The organism is Gemmatimonas sp., assembly GCF_021298855.1.
Lineage (GTDB): Bacteria > Gemmatimonadota > Gemmatimonadetes > Gemmatimonadales > Gemmatimonadaceae > Gemmatimonas.
Genome location: NZ_JAJTHI010000005.1, coordinates 1 through 17,548, shown reverse-complemented (window position 1 = coordinate 17,548; position 17,548 = coordinate 1). Strand labels below are relative to the sequence as shown.

The 17,548-nt window shown below is 67.5% G+C and carries 15 protein-coding genes and 1 other RNA gene; 12 read left to right on the top strand and 4 right to left on the bottom strand.

Annotated elements, in window-relative coordinates:
• Position 1: 1 nt before the first annotated feature.
• Positions 2 to 874, bottom strand: coding sequence for an indole-3-glycerol phosphate synthase TrpC (locus LW840_RS01380; RefSeq protein ID WP_291276292.1), 873 nt, complete (start codon positions 872 to 874; stop codon positions 2 to 4).
• An 87-nt stretch (positions 875 to 961) separates the two neighbouring features.
• On the opposite strand from LW840_RS01380, the gene lexA reads away from it, so the two are divergent.
• A complete protein-coding gene (gene lexA / locus LW840_RS01375) occupies positions 962 to 1,570 on the top strand; it encodes a transcriptional repressor LexA (RefSeq protein WP_291260970.1) in 609 nt (202 codons plus the stop codon).
• A gap of 18 nt (positions 1,571 to 1,588) precedes the next feature.
• On the opposite strand, the gene trpD is transcribed toward lexA, so the two are convergent.
• Complete coding sequence (trpD, locus tag LW840_RS01370) at positions 1,589 to 2,647, bottom strand: anthranilate phosphoribosyltransferase (protein ID WP_291266596.1); 1,059 nt, start codon at positions 2,645 to 2,647, stop codon at positions 1,589 to 1,591.
• Positions 2,637 to 3,947: a GAF domain-containing protein gene (locus tag LW840_RS01365; protein WP_291266595.1), complete on the bottom strand. Its 1,311-nt coding sequence runs from the start codon at positions 3,945 to 3,947 to the stop codon at positions 2,637 to 2,639. The genes trpD and LW840_RS01365 overlap by 11 nt, the downstream gene beginning before the upstream one ends.
• A 135-nt stretch (positions 3,948 to 4,082) precedes the next feature.
• Between LW840_RS01365 and truA the strand changes: the two genes are divergently transcribed.
• The 11 genes from truA (at position 4,083) to ppdK (ending at position 17,180) form a co-directional block, all read left to right on the top strand.
• Positions 4,083 to 4,859, top strand: coding sequence for a tRNA pseudouridine(38-40) synthase TruA (truA, locus tag LW840_RS01360; RefSeq protein WP_291266594.1), 777 nt, complete (start codon positions 4,083 to 4,085; stop codon positions 4,857 to 4,859).
• Positions 4,860 to 5,040: 181 nt separating this feature from the next.
• Positions 5,041 to 6,324: a trypsin-like peptidase domain-containing protein gene (locus LW840_RS01355; RefSeq protein ID WP_291276291.1), complete on the top strand. Its 1,284-nt coding sequence runs from the start codon at positions 5,041 to 5,043 to the stop codon at positions 6,322 to 6,324.
• A 25-nt stretch (positions 6,325 to 6,349) separates the two neighbouring features.
• Positions 6,350 to 7,789, top strand: coding sequence for an adenylosuccinate lyase (purB, locus tag LW840_RS01350; RefSeq protein WP_291273090.1), 1,440 nt, complete (start codon positions 6,350 to 6,352; stop codon positions 7,787 to 7,789).
• Complete coding sequence (locus tag LW840_RS01345; protein ID WP_291273091.1) at positions 7,786 to 8,730, top strand: phosphoribosylaminoimidazolesuccinocarboxamide synthase; 945 nt, start codon at positions 7,786 to 7,788, stop codon at positions 8,728 to 8,730. The genes purB and LW840_RS01345 overlap by 4 nt, the downstream gene beginning before the upstream one ends.
• Positions 8,727 to 8,888, top strand: a complete 162-nt coding sequence (locus LW840_RS01340; protein WP_291260977.1) for a hypothetical protein — start codon at positions 8,727 to 8,729, stop codon at positions 8,886 to 8,888. The genes LW840_RS01345 and LW840_RS01340 overlap by 4 nt, the downstream gene beginning before the upstream one ends.
• Positions 8,885 to 9,781, top strand: a complete 897-nt coding sequence (gene pssA, locus LW840_RS01335) for a CDP-diacylglycerol--serine O-phosphatidyltransferase (protein ID WP_291266592.1) — start codon at positions 8,885 to 8,887, stop codon at positions 9,779 to 9,781. Before LW840_RS01340 ends, pssA begins: the two co-directional genes overlap by 4 nt.
• Positions 9,778 to 10,035, top strand: coding sequence for a phosphoribosylformylglycinamidine synthase subunit PurS (purS, locus tag LW840_RS01330; RefSeq protein ID WP_291266591.1), 258 nt, complete (start codon positions 9,778 to 9,780; stop codon positions 10,033 to 10,035). The genes pssA and purS overlap by 4 nt, the downstream gene beginning before the upstream one ends.
• Positions 10,032 to 10,736: a phosphoribosylformylglycinamidine synthase subunit PurQ gene (purQ, locus tag LW840_RS01325; protein ID WP_291276290.1), complete on the top strand. Its 705-nt coding sequence runs from the start codon at positions 10,032 to 10,034 to the stop codon at positions 10,734 to 10,736. Before purS ends, purQ begins: the two co-directional genes overlap by 4 nt.
• Positions 10,733 to 13,066, top strand: a complete 2,334-nt coding sequence (gene purL / locus LW840_RS01320; protein WP_291266590.1) for a phosphoribosylformylglycinamidine synthase subunit PurL — start codon at positions 10,733 to 10,735, stop codon at positions 13,064 to 13,066. The genes purQ and purL overlap by 4 nt, the downstream gene beginning before the upstream one ends.
• 11 nt (positions 13,067 to 13,077) lie before the next feature.
• Positions 13,078 to 14,481, top strand: a complete 1,404-nt coding sequence (gene purF, locus LW840_RS01315; RefSeq protein WP_291260982.1) for an amidophosphoribosyltransferase — start codon at positions 13,078 to 13,080, stop codon at positions 14,479 to 14,481.
• 35 nt (positions 14,482 to 14,516) lie between these two features.
• Positions 14,517 to 17,180 carry a pyruvate, phosphate dikinase gene (gene ppdK, locus LW840_RS01310; protein ID WP_291266589.1) on the top strand — a complete coding sequence of 888 codons (2,664 nt, stop codon included), beginning with the start codon at positions 14,517 to 14,519 and terminating at the stop codon, positions 17,178 to 17,180.
• Between the two features lie 67 nt (positions 17,181 to 17,247).
• Here the strand turns inward: ppdK and ssrA are convergent.
• Positions 17,248 to 17,548: a transfer-messenger RNA gene (gene ssrA / locus LW840_RS01305) on the bottom strand; the annotation flags it as partial.

The following is a 17,548-nucleotide window of genomic DNA, read 5'->3' as shown; positions in this document are numbered from 1 at the left end:
TTCAGTAACCGGTCGATCCCAGCTGACGGCGCGCCACTTCGGCATCACGGGCGCTGTGGGCGCGGGCCACGCCGGCGAGGGCGCGCACCTCGGCCGCCGGGTCGGCCGCTGCCGAGATCGCGCTGCCCACGAGCACGGCATCCGCCCCTGCGGCGGCGGCCGGCGCCAGATCGCCCGGGGTGCGCAGGCCGCTCTCCGCCACCGCGATGCACTCGGCTGGGATGCATGGAACCAGCGTGGGGGCCGTTGCGGGGTCAATGACGAGTGTTTCCAGATCGCGGTTGTTCACCCCGATCACCGAGGCTCCGGCGGCCAGGGCACGATCGAGCTCCCCGAGGGTGCGTACCTCGACCAGCGTCGCGAGCCCCGCGGCGGCGGCGGCGTCCATGAGGCGCGGCAACGCGTCTGGGGAGAGCGACCGTACGATGAGCAGCGCCGCCGACGCGCCTGCGGCGCGTGCCTCCCACAGCTGCACCGGATGCACGAGAAAATCCTTCCGGATGACCGGCACCGGCACCGCGTGGCTCACGGCGCGGAGATCCGCGAGGTCACCGCCGAACCGCGTCGGCTCCGTGAGCACCGAGATCGCGGCGGCGCCGCCGGCCACATAGGCGGCGGCCTGCACCCTGGCGTCGAGGCCAGGGGCAATGGCCCCCTTGGATGGGGAGGCCCGCTTCACCTCCGCAATGACCCGCAGGCACGGGCCGCGCAATGATGCGGCGAAGGGAATAGCGGGAGGGAGATCGGTGGCGCGCGCCCGCAGCTCGTTCAGGGTGGCAGCGACGGCGCCCGCCCGCTCATGCGCCTCGCGGGTCAGCGCGCCGAGCGTGCCGCCGGGGAAGCTCCAGGGCGCGGACGAAAAAAATGCTTGCACTTCGGGGCGTCTTCGGTTAGCGTGCCGGGTGGTTGGATTCGGCCTGTTTTCGGGGCGCGAGCCGTCCCCTCAATCCATGGAGGTACCATGCCGCTCACCAAGCGACAGCGGGAGATTCTGTCGTTCCTGTCAGAGTACAACGAAGTCAACGGGTACGCGCCGAGCTTTGAGGAAATCGCCTCGCGCTTCAACTATAACTCGCTGGCTACGGTGCATGAGCACCTCACGAATCTCGAGCGCAAGGGATACATCAAGCGGTCGTACAACGAAAGCCGCGCGATCGAAATTCTGCCCTCGGAGATCTACCAGCGTGCGGTCGAACTCCCGCTGCTGGGCACCGTGGCTGCCGGCGCACCGCTCGAAGCGATGCACACCGGCGAAACCATGGCGGTGCCCGACGGGTTCCTGCGCAAGAACGGGAGCCATTACGTGCTGCGCGTGAAGGGCGACTCCATGATCGAGGAGCACATCCGCGACGGCGACTACGTGGTCATCAACGACAAGCAGGCCGCGGACAACGGGGAGATGGTCATTGCCCTGCTCGACGGGTCGGGCGCCACGGTCAAGCGGTATTATCGTGAGCGTGACGGGCGCATTCGTCTGCAGCCAGCAAACGAAACCATGCAGCCGCTCTTTGTCCACGAGGACGACGTGCGCATTCAGGGCATTGTGGTGGGCGTGCTGCGGCGCTACTGAGCCTCGGCACCGAGGGGGCTAGGACGCGGCGTAACGCGATCGGGCGGCGGCGGCGTGCGAGGCGGCGCGCAGCCGCATCAGGGCCGTGAAACCTGCGCCTGAGCGCAGAGCGTCGCGTGTCTGGGCCACGGCGTCCGCGTAAGCGAGGCCCTCACGGCTCACGTAGAGCGCAGCCGCGGCATTCAGCAGCACGGCAGCGTGCGCCCCTGGCGTTCCTCCCCCCTGCAACACCTGTTCGATCACACGCGCGTTGTCGGCGGGCTCGCCGCCGCCGAGCTCCGACGCGTCTACCGCGCGTACCCCGTGAGCCGCGGGATCGATCTCCCACGACTGCACGCGGCCGCCGGCAACCTCCTGTACCGACGTCACGCCGAGCGGGGAGATTTCATCGAGGCCCGGCTCTCCATGCACCACGAGGGCCCTGACCGAGCCCAGAGCGCACAGCGCGTCTGCCAGGAGCGGGAGGCGCGCGCGTTCCGCTACGCCCACCACCTGCCGCCCGGCGCGGGCCGGATTGGCCAGCGGGCCCACCATGTTCATGACCGTGGGCACGGCCAGCTCCCGCCGCACCGGCCCCACATGGCGCAACGCCGGATGCATGAGCGGCGCGAACATGAACACGATCCCCGCATTCTGCAGGGTGTCGGCCATGGCGGCCGGCGAGATGTCCACCGCCACCCCAAGCGCCTCGAGCACATCGGCGCTGCCACTGCGCGACGTGAACGACCGATTGCCGTGTTTCGCCACCCGCACCCCCATGCCCGCGGCCACCAGCGCCGCCGCCGTGGAAATGTTGAACGTGGTGAGCGCGCCACCGCCGGTTCCGCAGGTGTCCACCAGTTCGTCCGGCTGGGCCACCGGCAGCACCAGCATGGCGTCACGCAATGCCTGCACGACCCCGGCCACTTCCTCGGCCGTTTCTCCCTTCACGCGGAGCGCCATGAGCAAGGCGGCGACCTGGGCAGAGGTCCCTTCGCCGCGCATGATGACGCCGAAGGCCGCGCGCAGCGCCTCCGCGTCGAGCGACGCATGCTGGGCCAGACGACGGATCGCCCCGAGCAGGGCGTCAGCTGACATGCAGGGTGTCCAGCAGGCGCTCCGTGAGGCCGTGGCGCGAGGTGATGAGGGAGATGACCAGGCTGAGCAGGCGCACGCGCTCGACATCCTCCTCGGTATAGATCCCGCGCTGGGCGCGGTTGGTGAGGTTGAGCACACCGACCAGTTCCCCATGATACAGCAACGGAAAGCAGATGAAGCTGCCCGTCGTGAAGTACTGGTCTCGCAGCAGTGGGTGTTGCGCCGCCTCGCGCACGTCCTGCACCAGCAGCGGCTCGCGCGCCGCGGCGACGCGTCCTGCCACCCCCTCGCCAATACGGATCCGCATGCCCTCGGACACCGACGGCGCGATGCCGCGTGCCGCCGCGAGGTACAGATATTCGGGGTCCGGCGACCGCAGCATGAGCGAGCAGCGCTGCGCCTGCATATCGTCGCCGACGAGTGCCAGCAGCGCGTCGACCAGCGTCCGGGCGTCCGTGGTTTCGGCGTCCAGCGTCAGGGCGCGATCGACGAGGTACAGCGTCCGCGTCCGCTGGCGGAGCGCCTCGCTGCGCCGGTGCAGTTCGAGGTGCGCCTGCTCGAGCTGCGACACGGCGGTGGCGAGTTGCTGATCCGACAGCTCGGCACGTCTGGCGGCACGGCGCGCTTCCTCCACGGCGCGCGCCGCTTCCGCCTGCACGGCGATCATCTCCGCCGGATCGAGGGCGGGGACTTCGCGCGGCGTGTTGCGGACCTCGCGCAGCTCCGCTTCGAGCGCGCCCAGCTTGCGGACGTACTCCCCGTGTACCCGCTGGGTCACGTCCTCGAGCGTTCGCACGGCCTCTTCGCGCGCCTCCCGCTCCGCCAGGCGGGCGTAGGCCAGGTCGAAGAGTGCCATGGCGGGGGCGAGGCGTTCCGTGGTGCGCGTGCCGAAAATCTTGCGGGGCTCGTACAGCGCGAGCATCGCGCCGAGCATGCCGTCCATGCGCATGCCGCGCACGGCGAGAATTCCGCCTTCGAGCATCGTGGCAAAACCGCACAGGCGGGCGTAATCGGCCGACCGGTCGGTCACATCGATGAACGGCCCGCCAGCCAGCACGCGGGTGCGCACGGGCTCGGGCAGATGGTCGAAGGTGGTTTCCATGCTGCTCCGGACCACCTGCGCACCGACCGGGGTGAGCCGGTCGCGCAGCATGTCGCGGCGCGCGTCATACAGAATCAGCGCCAGCGTCGCGCCCCGGTCGAGTTCGGCAAGCGACTCCCCCAAGGCGATCAGGGCCTGATCGAGATCGGGGGCCGCCGACAGGGCGTGCGCAAGGGAGGCGAGAGTGCGTGGAGGCATGGTGAAAGAGGTGACGAGCACAAAACGTCATTCAGCGCGGTCGCGCAATGGCCGAGCCGTCCGCGTCCGGCCACCGCACGGGCGTGACCCAGGCGAGTTGAAGCAGACGCCCGAGGTGCCTAGCTTCCACGGCCAATGGACCTGCGACCGATCCTCCTGGTAACGCAATATGACGGAGGGCGCTTCGCCGGCTGGCAGCGCCAGCCCGTCGCCCGAACCGTTCAGGGCGAGATGGAAGCCGTGCTGGCCCGGCTCTGCGGTACCGCCGTTCCCGCGGTCGGCGCCGGGCGGACCGATGCTGGCGTTCACGCACACGGCCAGGGGGTCGGCGTGCGGGTTCCTGCGCGCTGGAGCCCGGAACGGCTCCAGCGTGCAATCAATGCCATGCTGCCGCCGGACATCTGGGTGGCGTCGGCCCACGAGATGGTTGCGGATTTTCATCCGCGGCGCAGCGCAATCAAGCGCCGATATGGTTATCTTGTGGGGACGGATGACGCTGCCCGGTCGCCCTTCCGGCGCCGGTACGAGTGGGCGGTTCCCCGCCCGCTGGCGGCGGAGGCGCTTCACGCGGAAGCCAGTCACCTGCTGGGAGAACACACGTTTCGGGCGTTTGCCGTGGCTCGCACGGCGCCGATCGACGATCACCATCGCTGCGTCATTCAGCACGCGGCGTGGGTGCCTCGCGACGGCGGCTGGGTCTTCGAGGTCGCCGCGAACCGGTTTCTCCATCACATGGTGCGTTTTCTCGTGGGGACGATGATCGATGTGGCACAGGGACGCCGGCCGCGTGGCACCATCGCGCGGCTGCTCGTGGCATCCGACAACACCGAGACATCGCCGCCAGCGCCGGCCCATGGGCTGTCGCTGCGCGAGGTGGTCTACCCCGTCTCCTGCTATGCCCCCAACGGGTGAGCGCGCTCTCCGCCCAGTGCACGCCGTAATGCGTCCATGACACCGCGTCCTACGCTCATCGCCCTGCTCTCCCTGGTACTCGTTGGGTGCGAGGGAGCCAATCCCTCCCGCTCAGAGGCGCAGTCGCGCACGTTGCCGCCGGCCCCCCCCCCTGCCGGCCAGCCCTGTTCCGGCGACCTCCGTGGCCGCCTCGCGTCGCACCGCCATCACCACGGCAGTTGAGCGTGTGGCCCCTGCCGTCGTGACGGTGCAGACGGAAACGGTGGAACGTGTGCCCGTGGACTTCTTCGAGTACTTCATGGGGGGGCGTTCAGGGGAACGGCGCAACGCGGGTATCGGCTCGGGCTTCGTGGTGCGTGCCGATGGCGTGATCGTGACCAATGCCCACGTGATTGCGGGCGCATCCCGCGTCTCGGTGGCAATGCGCGACGGGACTACCTACGAAGCCACGGTGGTGGGCGCCGACGAGTCGAATGATCTTGCGGTGGTGCGGATCAAGGCGCAAAACCTGCCGGTAGCGCCACTCGGACGGTCCTCGGATCTCATTGTGGGCGAGTGGACGATCGCCATCGGCAATCCGTTCGGGTTCGTGCTGGGCAACAATGAACCGAGTGTGTCGGTTGGCGTGGTGAGCGCTGTGGGCCGCAATCTCGCCGGGCGTGGCGAGGGCGGTGGCGCGTACATCGATATGATCCAGACGGACGCCGCCATCAACCCCGGCAACTCCGGGGGCCCACTCGTGAACGCGTCGGGGGACGTGATCGGCGTCAACAGTTCGATCTACTCACCGAGCGGCGGTTCAGTGGGTTTGGGGTTCGCCATCCCCATCGATCGCACGAAGCGCATCGTCGAGGACCTGCTGGAGCATGGCACGGTCCGGCAGCCATGGGTGGGGATCCGGCTGCAAACGCCACAGGCGAGCAGCGCACGCGATGTGGCCAAGGCCGGCGCAGTGGTGGCACGTGTCGTTCCCGGCTCGCCGGCGGAAAAGGCAGGGGTGCGGGTGGGCGATCAGGTGGTGGGCGCGGGAACGCGCCCTGTGCGCAATCCCTTCGATTGGGAGGCGCGGCTGCTCGACCTGCGGGTGGGGGAAGCGCTGCCCATTACCGTGCGCCGCGGCGGCCGCGACGTGCGCCTCACCGTGCGGGTAGCCGACGCGCCCGAGGTGACCGCCCAGAAGGTCACGGTCCTGCGGGAACTGCAACTCATCACCCTTACCGATGCCATCCGTCAGGAGCGCGGCATCGCTGCCGCCGCCGGGGCGCTGGTGTACCGCATTTCCGATCGCATCCGCGACGAAATCGGGTTGCAGGAAGGGGATGTGATCGCGCAGGTGGGGCAAACGCGCATCAACTCCGCCGAGGCTGCCTCCAGTGCCTTCGATCGATACGGCGCCCGCGGGCCGGTGTTCGTCGTGTTCGAGCGCAATCGTCAGTACTTCCAGACCTCATTCTACCTCCGCTGACCTGACGCACCTCACCCTCGATTCCGTGACCGCTTCCGATAGATCGTCGTATCAATCTCCGCTCGCCGACCGCTATGCGTCCCGTGCCATGCTCACGCTCTGGGGGCCGCAGGAGCGCTATGGCCTGTGGCGTCGCCTGTGGCTGGCCTTGGCGGAAGCGCAGCAATCGCTCGGCATTGCCATTCCCGATGAGGCGCTCACCGGGATGCGCGCGCACCTCGACGACATCGATTTCGACGCGGTGGCCGAATACGAGCGGACGTTCCGTCACGACGTCATGGCGCATGTGCACGCCTTCGGCGACGTGGCGCCCGAGGCGCGCAAGTTCATTCATCTCGGGGCGACCAGCTGCTATGTCACGGACAATGCCGAGCTCATTCTCATGCGGCGCGGTCTCGGCCTGCTGCGGGCGAAGCTGCTCGACGCTCTCGACGCGCTGCGCGGCTTCGCGCAGGAGTGGAAGGATGTGCCGGCGCTCGGGTACACCCACCTGCAGCCGGCGCAGCTGACCACGGTGGGCAAGCGGGCCACGCTGTGGATGCAGGACATCCTGCTCGATCTCGAGGATCTCGAGTTCCGCATCCGCTCCCTCCCCTTCCGTGGCGTCAAGGGCACGACCGGGACCCAGGCGTCCTTCCTGTCGCTGTTCGACGGCGACCATGCCAAGGTGCGCGAACTCGACCGGATGGTGTGCGCGAAGATGGGTTTCGCCACCAGCATCCCGGTGAGCGGACAGACCTACTCGCGCAAGATCGATGCGCAGGTGCTGGGTGTGGTGGCCGGGATCGCGGCCACCGCCTCCAAGTTCAGCGGGGACATTCGCCTGCTGCAGGCGTTCGGGGAGATCGAGGAACCGTTCGAGAAGAATCAGATCGGCTCCTCGGCCATGGCATACAAGCGCAATCCCATGCGGTCGGAGCGCATCGCGGCGCTTGCCCGTTTTGTGCTCTCGCTCGAGCCGAATGCCAACCAGACCCACGCCGTGCAGTACTTCGAGCGCACCCTCGATGACTCGGCGAATCGCCGTCTGACCATTCCTGAGTCGTTTCTCGCGACCGATGCCATCCTGGTGCTGCTGCAGAATGTGGTGCGGGGACTCGAAGTGCATCCGGCGCGCATCCGGCGGCGCGTCGATGACGAGCTGCCATTCATGGCCACGGAGGAACTGATCGTCCGTTTCGTGCGCGCGGGCGGCGACCGCCAGGAGGCGCACGAGATCATTCGTGGTCACAGCATTGCGGCGGCGCGGGCGGTCAAGGATGGCGCCGCGAGGAACGACATGCTGGAGCGGCTCGCCGCTGATCCGGCGTTCGGTGTGCCGCTGGAGGATCTGCAGGCCGTAGCCGAGCCCGCGCGTTTCGTCGGGCGCGCGCCGCAGCAGGTGGAGGAGTTCCTCGAGGAGCACGTCGCCCCGTGGCTCTCGCGCGAGCGGGCCAGTGTGGAACAGGACGAGGTGCGCGTATGAGCGCCGTGGCGCTGCTGCAGACCGATCTGCCGCTGCCGCTGGTGCGGCGTGGCAAAGTGCGTGACGTATACGCCGTCGATGTCGATCGCCTCCTGCTGGTCACGACCGATCGCATCAGCGCCTTCGACGTGGTGATGTCGGAGGCGATTCCCTACAAGGGCGCCGTACTCACGCAGCTCACCGCGTGGTGGCTCGGCCAGCTGCCGTCGGGCATCGCGCACCATCTCATCACGGCCGACACCGACGCCATCCTCGCGGCCGTTCCCGCACTCGCGCCCTATCGCGACGCGTTAGCCGGTCGTGCCATGCTCACGTGGAAAGCCGAGGTGGTGCCCATCGAATGCGTGGTGCGAGGCTACCTCACCGGCTCGGCATGGAAGGAATACCAGGCGCTCGGCACCCTCGCCGGCGAGGCGCTGCCCACGGGTTTGCGTGAAAGCGACCGTCTCGACCCGCCCATATTCAGTCCCGCTACCAAGGCCGAAACCGGCCACGACGAAAACATCACCATCGGCACGGTCGTGGACCGGGTCGGGGGGGAGACGGCGGCGACGCTCGAGCGGCTGGCGCGCACGATCTACGAATTCGGACGGGCCGTTGCCGAGCCACGCGGGATCATCGTGGCCGACACCAAGTTCGAGTTCGGCTGGCGCGACGGCACCTTGCTGCTCATCGACGAGGTCCTCACCCCCGACAGCTCCCGGTTCTGGCCTGCCGACAGCTACGCCCCAGGCCGCGGGCAACCGAGCTTCGACAAACAGCCGCTGCGCGACTGGCTGGAGGTGGAGCGGAAGGCCGGACGCTGGGACGGTGAGGCGCCCGCTCCGGTCCTGCCCCCGGAGATCGTGGAAGCCACCAGTTTGCGGTATCGCGACGCCTTTCGACGATTGACGGGTTCCCCGCTCGACCTGGCCCGCCTGGGGCTTCCGGTCGCCCGGTGAACGCCCCCTCGGTCGAGATCGGCGGCATTACCGCAGCGACAGCTGTTGCCCTGCTCGTACTGTTCGGACTCGCCCTGCGCGGTCGTTCGTGGACCTGGTGGTTGCTGGGCTACGTCATGACGCTGGTAACCCTGGTGCTCGCCTGGAGACGCCGATGAACGCCCCCGACGGTACGGAGCGCCGACGCATGCGGCCCCGGGAGGCGGCGGTCATCGCGCTGCCCAACGGCTTCACACTCGCCAACCTGTTCTTCGGCATCTTCGGCATCGTGGCCGCCTCACGCGGCGACTTCGATGCCGCGGCGCGTTTCATCGTGTTCGGGGCCGTCGCCGATACGCTCGACGGCCGCATTGCGCGCGCCACCAAGTCCGGCTCGCGGTTCGGCGAAGAGCTCGATTCGCTGGTGGATGCCATTTCGTTCGGCACCGCGCCCGCACTGATCATGTACTTCGCGGTGTTCCAGAGTACCCGGTGGGAGTGGATCTTCTGTTTCTTCTTCACCGCCTGCGCGGTAATGCGTCTGGCCCGCTTCAACGTGATGCAGGCCGGTCGCAAGACGACGCACTTCCAGGGGCTGCCGAGCCCGGCGGCCGGCGGTATTCTGGCCACGTACTACTGGTTCAGCCAGACCTCGCTCTACACCGAGACGGTCGTTGCCGACCTCCCCTGGCATCAGATGCTCCGATTCCTGATGCTGGGCCTCGGCATGCTGATGATCAGCAACGTGCAGTACGCCAAGTTTCCGGTCGTCAACTTCCGCTCGCTCCAGGGAATCCTCGGCTTCCTGCTCGTCGTCGGTACGCTCATCGGCGTGATCTTCCTGCCGAAGCAGTTCTTCTTCCCGGCCGGCATGGCGTACGTGCTGTACGGGATCGGCCGCACGGTGTTCCTCGGTCTTCTCGACCGTCTGCCGGGGCGTGATCCGTCCGGTGAGAACGAAGAGGATGAGGAAGATCCGGAGACCGCCCCTCCCCGTCGCCGTCGCCGGCGTCGTCGTTCCCAACGCAATCCAACCGGTCCCGACACCGGTCGCGAGGACAAGCCCGCATGACCCGTTTCCGTTGCGCCGTCCACATCGTGCCCCGTCGCGGCATTCTCGATCCTCAGGGCAAGGCCGTCTCCGACGCGCTGCACTCACTCGCATTCACCAACGTGAGTGATGTGCGTGTGGGGCGGTACGTCGTGGTGGACACCACCGCCGAGTCGGAAACGGACGCGCGCGCGGCGGTGAAGGCCATGTGCGAGAAGCTGCTCGCCAATCCCGTGACCGAAGACTACGACATCGCCAGCGTGGAGCGCGCGTGAAAGCCGGCATCGTGCGCTTTCCGGGCTCCAATTGCGACGAGGATGCGTTCCACGCCGTCGCGGACATCCTCGGCCAGGACGCCGTCTACCTGTGGCACAAGGACCATGACCTCCAGGGGGTGGATCTGGTGATTCTCCCCGGCGGTTTCAGTTATGGCGATTACCTGCGCGCCGGCGCGATCGCGCGCTTCAGCCCGATCATGAAGGAGGTCGTGCAGCACGCCAACCGCGGCGGCCTCGTGCTGGGCATCTGCAATGGTTTCCAGATTGCCTGCGAAGCGGGGCTGCTGCCTGGCGCGCTCCTGCGCAACGACACGTTGCGCTTCGTGAGTGCGCCGGTCACGCTCCGGGTGGAAAGCATCGCCACGCGCTTCACCTCGCAGTATCACCTGGGCCAGCAGATCCGCATTCCGGTGGCACATGGTGATGGTCGATACACGGCCGACGGTGACGTGCTCGCCCGACTCGAGGGTGAGGGGCATGTGGTATTCCGCTATGTCGACGCCAACGGTGAGCCCACCGGCGAGGCCAATCCGAACGGATCGCTGCGCAACATCGCGGGCATCGTCAGCGAAGCCGGGAACGTGTTGGGGATGATGCCGCACCCGGAGCGGGCCATGGAGACGGCGCTGGGCTCGACGGACGGTCTGCCGCTCTTCACGTCGATCGTTGAATCACTGCTGGGAGGCGTTGCCGCATGAGTGCACCCACGCCATCGACCGCCGCGCGTGTGCAGTCGCGTCCCGGTGACCCGACCATCACGCCGGCGCTGGTTGCCGAACATGGCATTACCGAGTTCGAGTACGAGCGTCTGGTGCACATGCTCGGCCGCACGCCCACGTTTACCGAGCTGGGGGTCGTCAGTGCCCTGTGGAGCGAGCACTGCTCGTACAAGCACTCGCGCCCGATGCTCAGGACGCTGCCTACCAAGGCGCCCTGGGTGCTGCAGGGGCCCGGGGAGAACGCCGGCGTCATTTCCGTCGGCGACGGCTGGGCCGTGGCGTTCAAGATCGAGTCCCACAATCACCCGTCGGCGGTGGAGCCGTACCAGGGAGCCGCGACGGGGGTGGGCGGCATTCTGCGTGACGTCTTCACCATGGGCGCCCGCCCCATCGCCCTGCTGAACTCGCTGCGCTTCGGCCCGCTGACCTCCTCGCGCGTGCGATGGCTCTTTGCCGGCGTGGTGAAGGGGATTGGCGACTACGGCAACTGCGTGGGCGTTCCCACCGTGGGTGGCGAAGTCGTGTTCGACCCGTCCTACGAAGGCAACCCGCTGGTGAATGCCATGTGCGTGGGGCTCATGCGGGAGGACGAACTCATCCGCGCCGTCGCCAGTGGGGTCGGCAATCCCATCATGGCGGTGGGGGCGCGCACCGGTCGCGACGGCATTCATGGTGCCTCATTCGCCTCGGAGGATCTCTCCGAGTCCAGCGAGGCGAAGCGCCCCATGGTGCAGGTGGGCGACCCGTTCACCGAGAAGCTGCTCCTCGAGGCGTCGCTCGAGCTGATTCGCAGCGGGCACATCGTGGCCATTCAGGACATGGGGGCGGCCGGGCTCACCTCCTCGTCGGCGGAGATGGCGGAGCGGGGGGACGTAGGGGTCACGATCGACGTGACCAAGGTTCCCGTGCGCGAACAGGGGATGACGCCCTACGAGATCCTGCTCTCCGAATCCCAGGAGCGCATGCTCGTGGTGGCCCGACAGGGCCATGAGGACAACGTCCGCCAGATTCTCGCGAAGTGGGATCTCGAAGCGGCGGTGATTGGCGAGGTGATTGCGGAACCGGTCTACCGGGTGACCGAGGGGGAGACGATCGTCGCGGAGTTTCCCGGCTCGCGGCTCGTGACCGAGTGCCCGCAGTACGTGCTGGAGCCAAGGGAAAGCGCAGCGCTGCGGGCGGCGCGGGCGCGGGACCCGCATGACGTGAAGCCCCTCGCCGAGGAACGCGACCATTCGTGGACGCTTGAACGCCTGCTCGCGTCGCCCACGATTGCCAGCAAGCGGTGGGTGTGGCAGCAATACGACTCGACGGTGCGCACCAGCACGGTGCGCGGACCCGGGAGTGATGCGGCGGTCGTGCGTCTGCGCGGCACGGACAAGGCGATTGCGCTGTGTATCGATGGCAATGGTCGCCATGTGGCGCTGTCCCCACGCAACGGCGGGCGCGCGGCGGTGTGCGAGGCCGCGCGCAACGTGGCGTGCAGCGGTGCGCGCCCCAAGGCCATCACGAACAACCTCAACTTCGGCAATCCGAAGAAGCCCGAGGTGTACTTCCAGCTCAGCGAAGCGATCGCCGGGATGGGAGAGGCCTGCACCGTGCTGGAGACGCCGGTCACGGGCGGCAACGTCTCGCTCTACAACGAGAATCCGCAAGGTGCCATTCATCCGACCCCCACGATCGGCATGGTTGGCCTGGTGGAGTCCCTTGCCCACATCACCCCGTCGGCGTTTCAGCGCGTGGGCGACGACATCGTGCTGCTGGGAGAATGCACGGACGAATTGGGGGCGAGTGAATACCTGCTCAGCATCCACGGTCTCACGATCGGCGAGCCGCCCGCGTGCAACCCGGTCACTGAGCGTGCCCTCATCGACGCACTCCTCGAGGCCATCGCCGCGGGAGTCGTGCGCTCGGCGCACGATTGCAGCGACGGCGGACTCGCCGTGGCCCTGGCGGAATGTGCCATGATGGATCGCGACCGCGTGTTCGGGTTCGCGGTAGACCTGTCTCCGTGGGCCACGCTCCCCCATCGCGCCCTGCTGTTCGGCGAGGCGCACGGCCGGGTGGTCGTTTCCACCGCAGACAGCGCGGCCGTGCGGCAGATCGCACAGCGGTGCGGGGTGCCGGCGCGGGTGATCGGGCGCGTGACCGAGGCCGATACCGGCGCGAGCTTCACCATTTCCGACGATACCTTCACGGCGCCGATCAACTGGCTCGCCCAGGCGTTCCACGAGGCCATCCCCCAGGCAATGGACGGCGACACGCCGGCCGAGCATGTGGTGGCCGCGTCGCACGCTCCTACCAACGACTGAGGGAGTATCCCATGTGCGGCATTTTCGGCGTCTACGGCCACAAGGATGCAGCGGCCCTGACGCAGCTGGGCCTCTACTCATTGCAGCATCGCGGCCAGGAGTCGGCCGGCATCGTGGCGGTCGATGACAACGGTCGGGCGCGCGTGAGTCGCGCGATGGGCCTCGTGTCCGAAGGATTCGGTGACGATGAGATGCTGGCGTTGCAGGGGCCGATCGCCATCGGGCATACGCGCTACAGCACGGCTGGCTCATCGGCCATCGAGAACGCGCAGCCGGTACTGGCGCGAGTGCGCCGGGGGCACATTGCCCTCGCGCACAATGGCAACCTCACCAACGCCGTGGAGCTGCGGCGGGCCCTCGAGGATGAGGGGGCCATCTTCTCGAGCACGATGGACTCGGAAGTGATCGTGCATCGCATTGCCCGCGCCTCCGGCGAATCGCCGGAGGCGCGCGTGGCCGAGGCCCTGCAAGGAGTGGAAGGCGCGTACTGCCTGCTCGTGATCCTGGATGAAACGGTGGTGGTGGCTCGCGATCCCCACGGTTGGCGACCGCTCGTCATGGGGCGCCTCGCCGACAGCCTGGTGTTCGCGTCGGAGACCTGTGCGCTGGACATCGTGGGCGCCGTGGTCGAGCGCGAGATCGCGCCAGGGGAAATCGTGGCGGTGGATCGGCACGGGCTGCGGTCGCTCACGGCGTTGCCGGCGGCGCCGCTCAATCGGTGCGTGTTCGAACACGTGTACTTCGCCCGTCCCGACAGCAAGATCTTCGGCGGGTCGGTGGATCGCTCGCGACGTGCGCTGGGGCGCCAACTCGCGCGCGAATGCCCCGCTCCCGACGCGGACGTCGTGTTTGCGGTACCCGATTCATCCAACTCGGCAGCGCTGGGATTCGCCGAGGCATCGGGCATCCCCTACGAACTGGCGCTCATTCGCAATCACTACGTGGGACGCACCTTCATTCAGCCCACGCAGTCGGGGCGTGATGCCAAGGTGAAGGTGAAGTACAACCCGGTGCGCGAGATCATCGAGGGGAAGCGCGTGGTCATGGTGGATGACTCGATCGTGCGCGGCACGACCACGCGGGGCCTGGTTTCCCTCGTGCGGGCGGCGGGTGCCCGGGAAGTGCACATGCGCGTATCGAGTGCGCCCATCATCAGCCCGTGCTACTACGGCATTGACACCCCGCGCCGGGAAGAGCTCATCGCGGCACAAATGAGCCACGAGGAACTCGTCCGGCATCTGGGCGTGGATACGCTGGGGTACCTGTCCATCGCGGGCATGCTCTCGGCCATGCCGAGCGGTCCGGACGGCTACTGCCATGCCTGTTTCTCCGGCCGCTATCCAACGGCCACGCCGTCGGAGCCGGAGTTGCTCCGCGCCGGTAGTGCCGCCGGTGTGCCGGTCGGCATCGCCTGATCCTCACCCATCCATCCACAGCAGGAGCCTCTCTCGTGACGCGGTCGGTCTATTTCTTCGGTAACGGCACGGCTGACGGCACGCGGGAGATGAAGTCGTTGCTTGGCGGAAAGGGCGCCAATCTGGCTGAGATGACGAATCTCGGGGTGCCCGTCCCGCCCGGCTTCACGATTGCCGCCGACCAGTGCGTCGCGTATCTCGAGCATGGCGGCATCAGTGACACCCTGCGCAGTGAAGTGGAAGCCGCGCTCGTCCGCCTCGAGACCGTGAGCGGGAAGCGGTTCGGCGATCCCGCCAATCCGCTGCTCGTTTCCGTTCGCTCAGGAGCCGCGGTCAGCATGCCGGGGATGATGGAAACGATCCTCAACCTCGGGCTCAACGACGAGACGGTCGAGGGGCTCGCCGCGGCCAGCGGCAATGCGCGCTTCGCGTTCGACTCGTACCGCCGCTTCGTGCAGATGTACGCCGACGTCGTGCTGGGGGTGAACATCCATCGCTTCGAGCAACTGCTCGCGACGAAGCGTCTCACGACCGGCGTCAGCTCCGATGCGGAGCTGAGCGCGGAGGCGCTCCGCACGCTCGTCACGGAGTATCAGCAACTCGTACGAGCCGCCACTGGTGCCGATTTCCCCTCCGATCCGCAAGTACAGCTCTGGGGCGCCATCGAGGCCGTGTGGAAGTCGTGGACGCTCAAGAAGGCAGTGGACTACCGCAAGGTGAACGGCATTCCCCATACCCTCGGCACGGGGGTCAATATCGTGTCCATGGTGTTCGGCAACAGGGGAAGCGATTCGGGGACCGGTGTGGCCTTCACGCGCGATCCGAGTACCGGCGAACGCCGTTTCTATGGCGAGTTCCTGGTGAACGCGCAGGGCGAGGATGTCGTGGCCGGCATTCGCACCCCGCTGCACATCGACGAAATGGCGACGCAGTTGCCGGGAGCCTACGAGGCCCTGCTCGAGACACAGGGGCGTCTCGAGCGGCACTTCCGCGACATGCAGGACATCGAGTTCACGGTGGAGCGCGGCACGCTCTATCTGCTGCAGACGCGAACCGGCAAGCGCACCACGGCGGCCGCGCTGCGCATTGCGCTGGACATGGTCGAGGAAGGCCTCATCTCCGAACGGGAGGCCGTGCTGCGGTTGCAGCCCAACCAGTTGGACCAGCTGCTCCACCGCGTCATTGCCAGTACGTCGCAGGCAACGCCCATTGCCGTGGGACTGCCGGCCAGCCCCGGCGCGGCCAGTGGAGTGGCGGTCTTCGATCCCGATGTGGCCGAACGGCGCCATCACCAGGGAGAACAGGTCATTCTCGTCCGCGAGGAAACCACCCCGGAGGACTTCCACGGGATCGTGGCGGCGCGCGCGGTGCTCACGGCGCGCGGCGGCATGACGAGCCATGCGGCCGTCGTGGCCCGTGGCATGGGCAAGTGCGCCATCGTGGGCTGCACGGCCATGGACATCCTGAGCGACCAGCGCAGCATGCGCGTGGGGGAGGTGGTCGTTACCGAGGGGGACTGGCTGACGCTCGACGGCGGTACCGGGCGTGTCTTTCTCGGGGACCTGCCCACCCAACCGAGCGAAGTCATGCGCGTCATCAACGGCCTGCAGCCGGCGAGTGAGGCCCCCACGTATCGCGGCTTCGCCACGTTGATGGGGTGGGCCGACACCCATCGCCGGCTCAAGGTGCGCGCGAACGCGGACACGCCGCGCGATGCGCGCGTGGCGCGGAACTTCGGCGCCGAAGGCATCGGGCTGTGCCGCACCGAGCACATGTTCTTCGAGGGCGATCGAATCACCGCGATGCGCGAGATGATCGTTGCCCGTGATGAAGGCGGGCGCCGTCGCGCACTCGAGAAGCTGTTGCCCATGCAGCGCACCGATTTCGAGGGAATCTTCGAGGCGATGGATGGCCATCCGGTGACCATTCGGCTGCTCGATCCGCCGTTGCACGAGTTCCTGCCGCACGGCGGCGAGGAATCCTCACTGCTGGCGGCCTCCCTGAATCTCTCGCGCCCGGAGCTGTCGCGCATCGTGTCGGCGCTGCGCGAAACCAATCCCATGCTGGGCCACCGCGGGTGTCGCCTGGGTATTGTGTACCCCGAGATCACGGAGATGCAGGCGCGCGCCATTTTCGAAGCAGCCGTTCGTGCCTGCCGACGCGGCATCGAGGTCCTGCCGGAGATCATGGTACCACTCGTGTCGGATGTGACCGAGTTCCGGCATCAGCGGGCGATCATCGAGCGCGCCGCCGACCAGGTCATGGGAGTCATGGGAGAGCGTGTCCCGTATCTCGTCGGCACCATGATCGAGCTCCCTCGCGCGGCGCTCACCGCCGACGAGATCGCTGCCGAGGCCGACTTCTTCTCGTTCGGCACCAACGACCTCACCCAGACCACATTCGGGCTCAGCCGTGATGACGCTGGACGTTTCCTCCCGCAGTATGTGGAGGGAGGCATCTTCCCCGACGATCCGTTTCAGGTGCTCGACGCCAAGGGAGTCGGCAAGCTGGTGAAGTGGGCCGTACGTGACGGTCGCGAGACGAAGCCCTCACTCAAGGTGGGGATCTGCGGCGAGCACGGCGGAGAGCCGCGCAGCGTGGCGTTCTGCCACACTGTCGGCCTCGACTACGTGTCGTGCTCACCATTTCGGGTTCCTGTGGCCCGCCTCGCCGCCGCCCACGCGGCGCTGCACGACTGATTGGCACCCCAGGCCGCCAGGCCGGGCACAACAACAAAGGGCTCGCCATGAGGCGAGCCCTTTGTCGTAGTGGAGGTGAGGGGAATCGAACCCCTGTCCGAGACTAGATCGACCCCAGCTTCTACGTGCGTATTCCATTGATTGAGGTCTCCCTTGGCTGGCCAATGGAAAGCCCACCTCGGGACAAGTCTTCTAGAGTTTTGCCTGCCGCCGGAAGACGCACCGACAGGCTAGCCCAGATTTGCGATACTCACGTGCCGCCCCGGGCGGGCTGCCGCGTGAGCACTGCTACGTAACCCGAAGGTTAGGCAGCGAGCGCGAGGTTGTTGTTCGCGATTGTGGTTTTCCCGAGTGTTTAACCAGGTGCT

Coding starts and splice junctions, on each gene's coding strand:
- lexA (WP_291260970.1), top strand. CDS start 962: ATGCCGCTCACCAAGCGACAGCGGGAGATTCTGTCGTTCCTGTCAGAG.
- trpD (WP_291266596.1), bottom strand. CDS start 2,647: ATGTCAGCTGACGCCCTGCTCGGGGCGATCCGTCGTCTGGCCCAGCAT.
- LW840_RS01365 (WP_291266595.1), bottom strand. CDS start 3,947: ATGCCTCCACGCACTCTCGCCTCCCTTGCGCACGCCCTGTCGGCGGCC.
- truA (WP_291266594.1), top strand. CDS start 4,083: ATGGACCTGCGACCGATCCTCCTGGTAACGCAATATGACGGAGGGCGC.
- LW840_RS01345 (WP_291273091.1), top strand. CDS start 7,786: ATGAGCGCCGTGGCGCTGCTGCAGACCGATCTGCCGCTGCCGCTGGTG.
- pssA (WP_291266592.1), top strand. CDS start 8,885: ATGAACGCCCCCGACGGTACGGAGCGCCGACGCATGCGGCCCCGGGAG.
- purS (WP_291266591.1), top strand. CDS start 9,778: ATGACCCGTTTCCGTTGCGCCGTCCACATCGTGCCCCGTCGCGGCATT.
- purL (WP_291266590.1), top strand. CDS start 10,733: ATGAGTGCACCCACGCCATCGACCGCCGCGCGTGTGCAGTCGCGTCCC.
- purF (WP_291260982.1), top strand. CDS start 13,078: ATGTGCGGCATTTTCGGCGTCTACGGCCACAAGGATGCAGCGGCCCTG.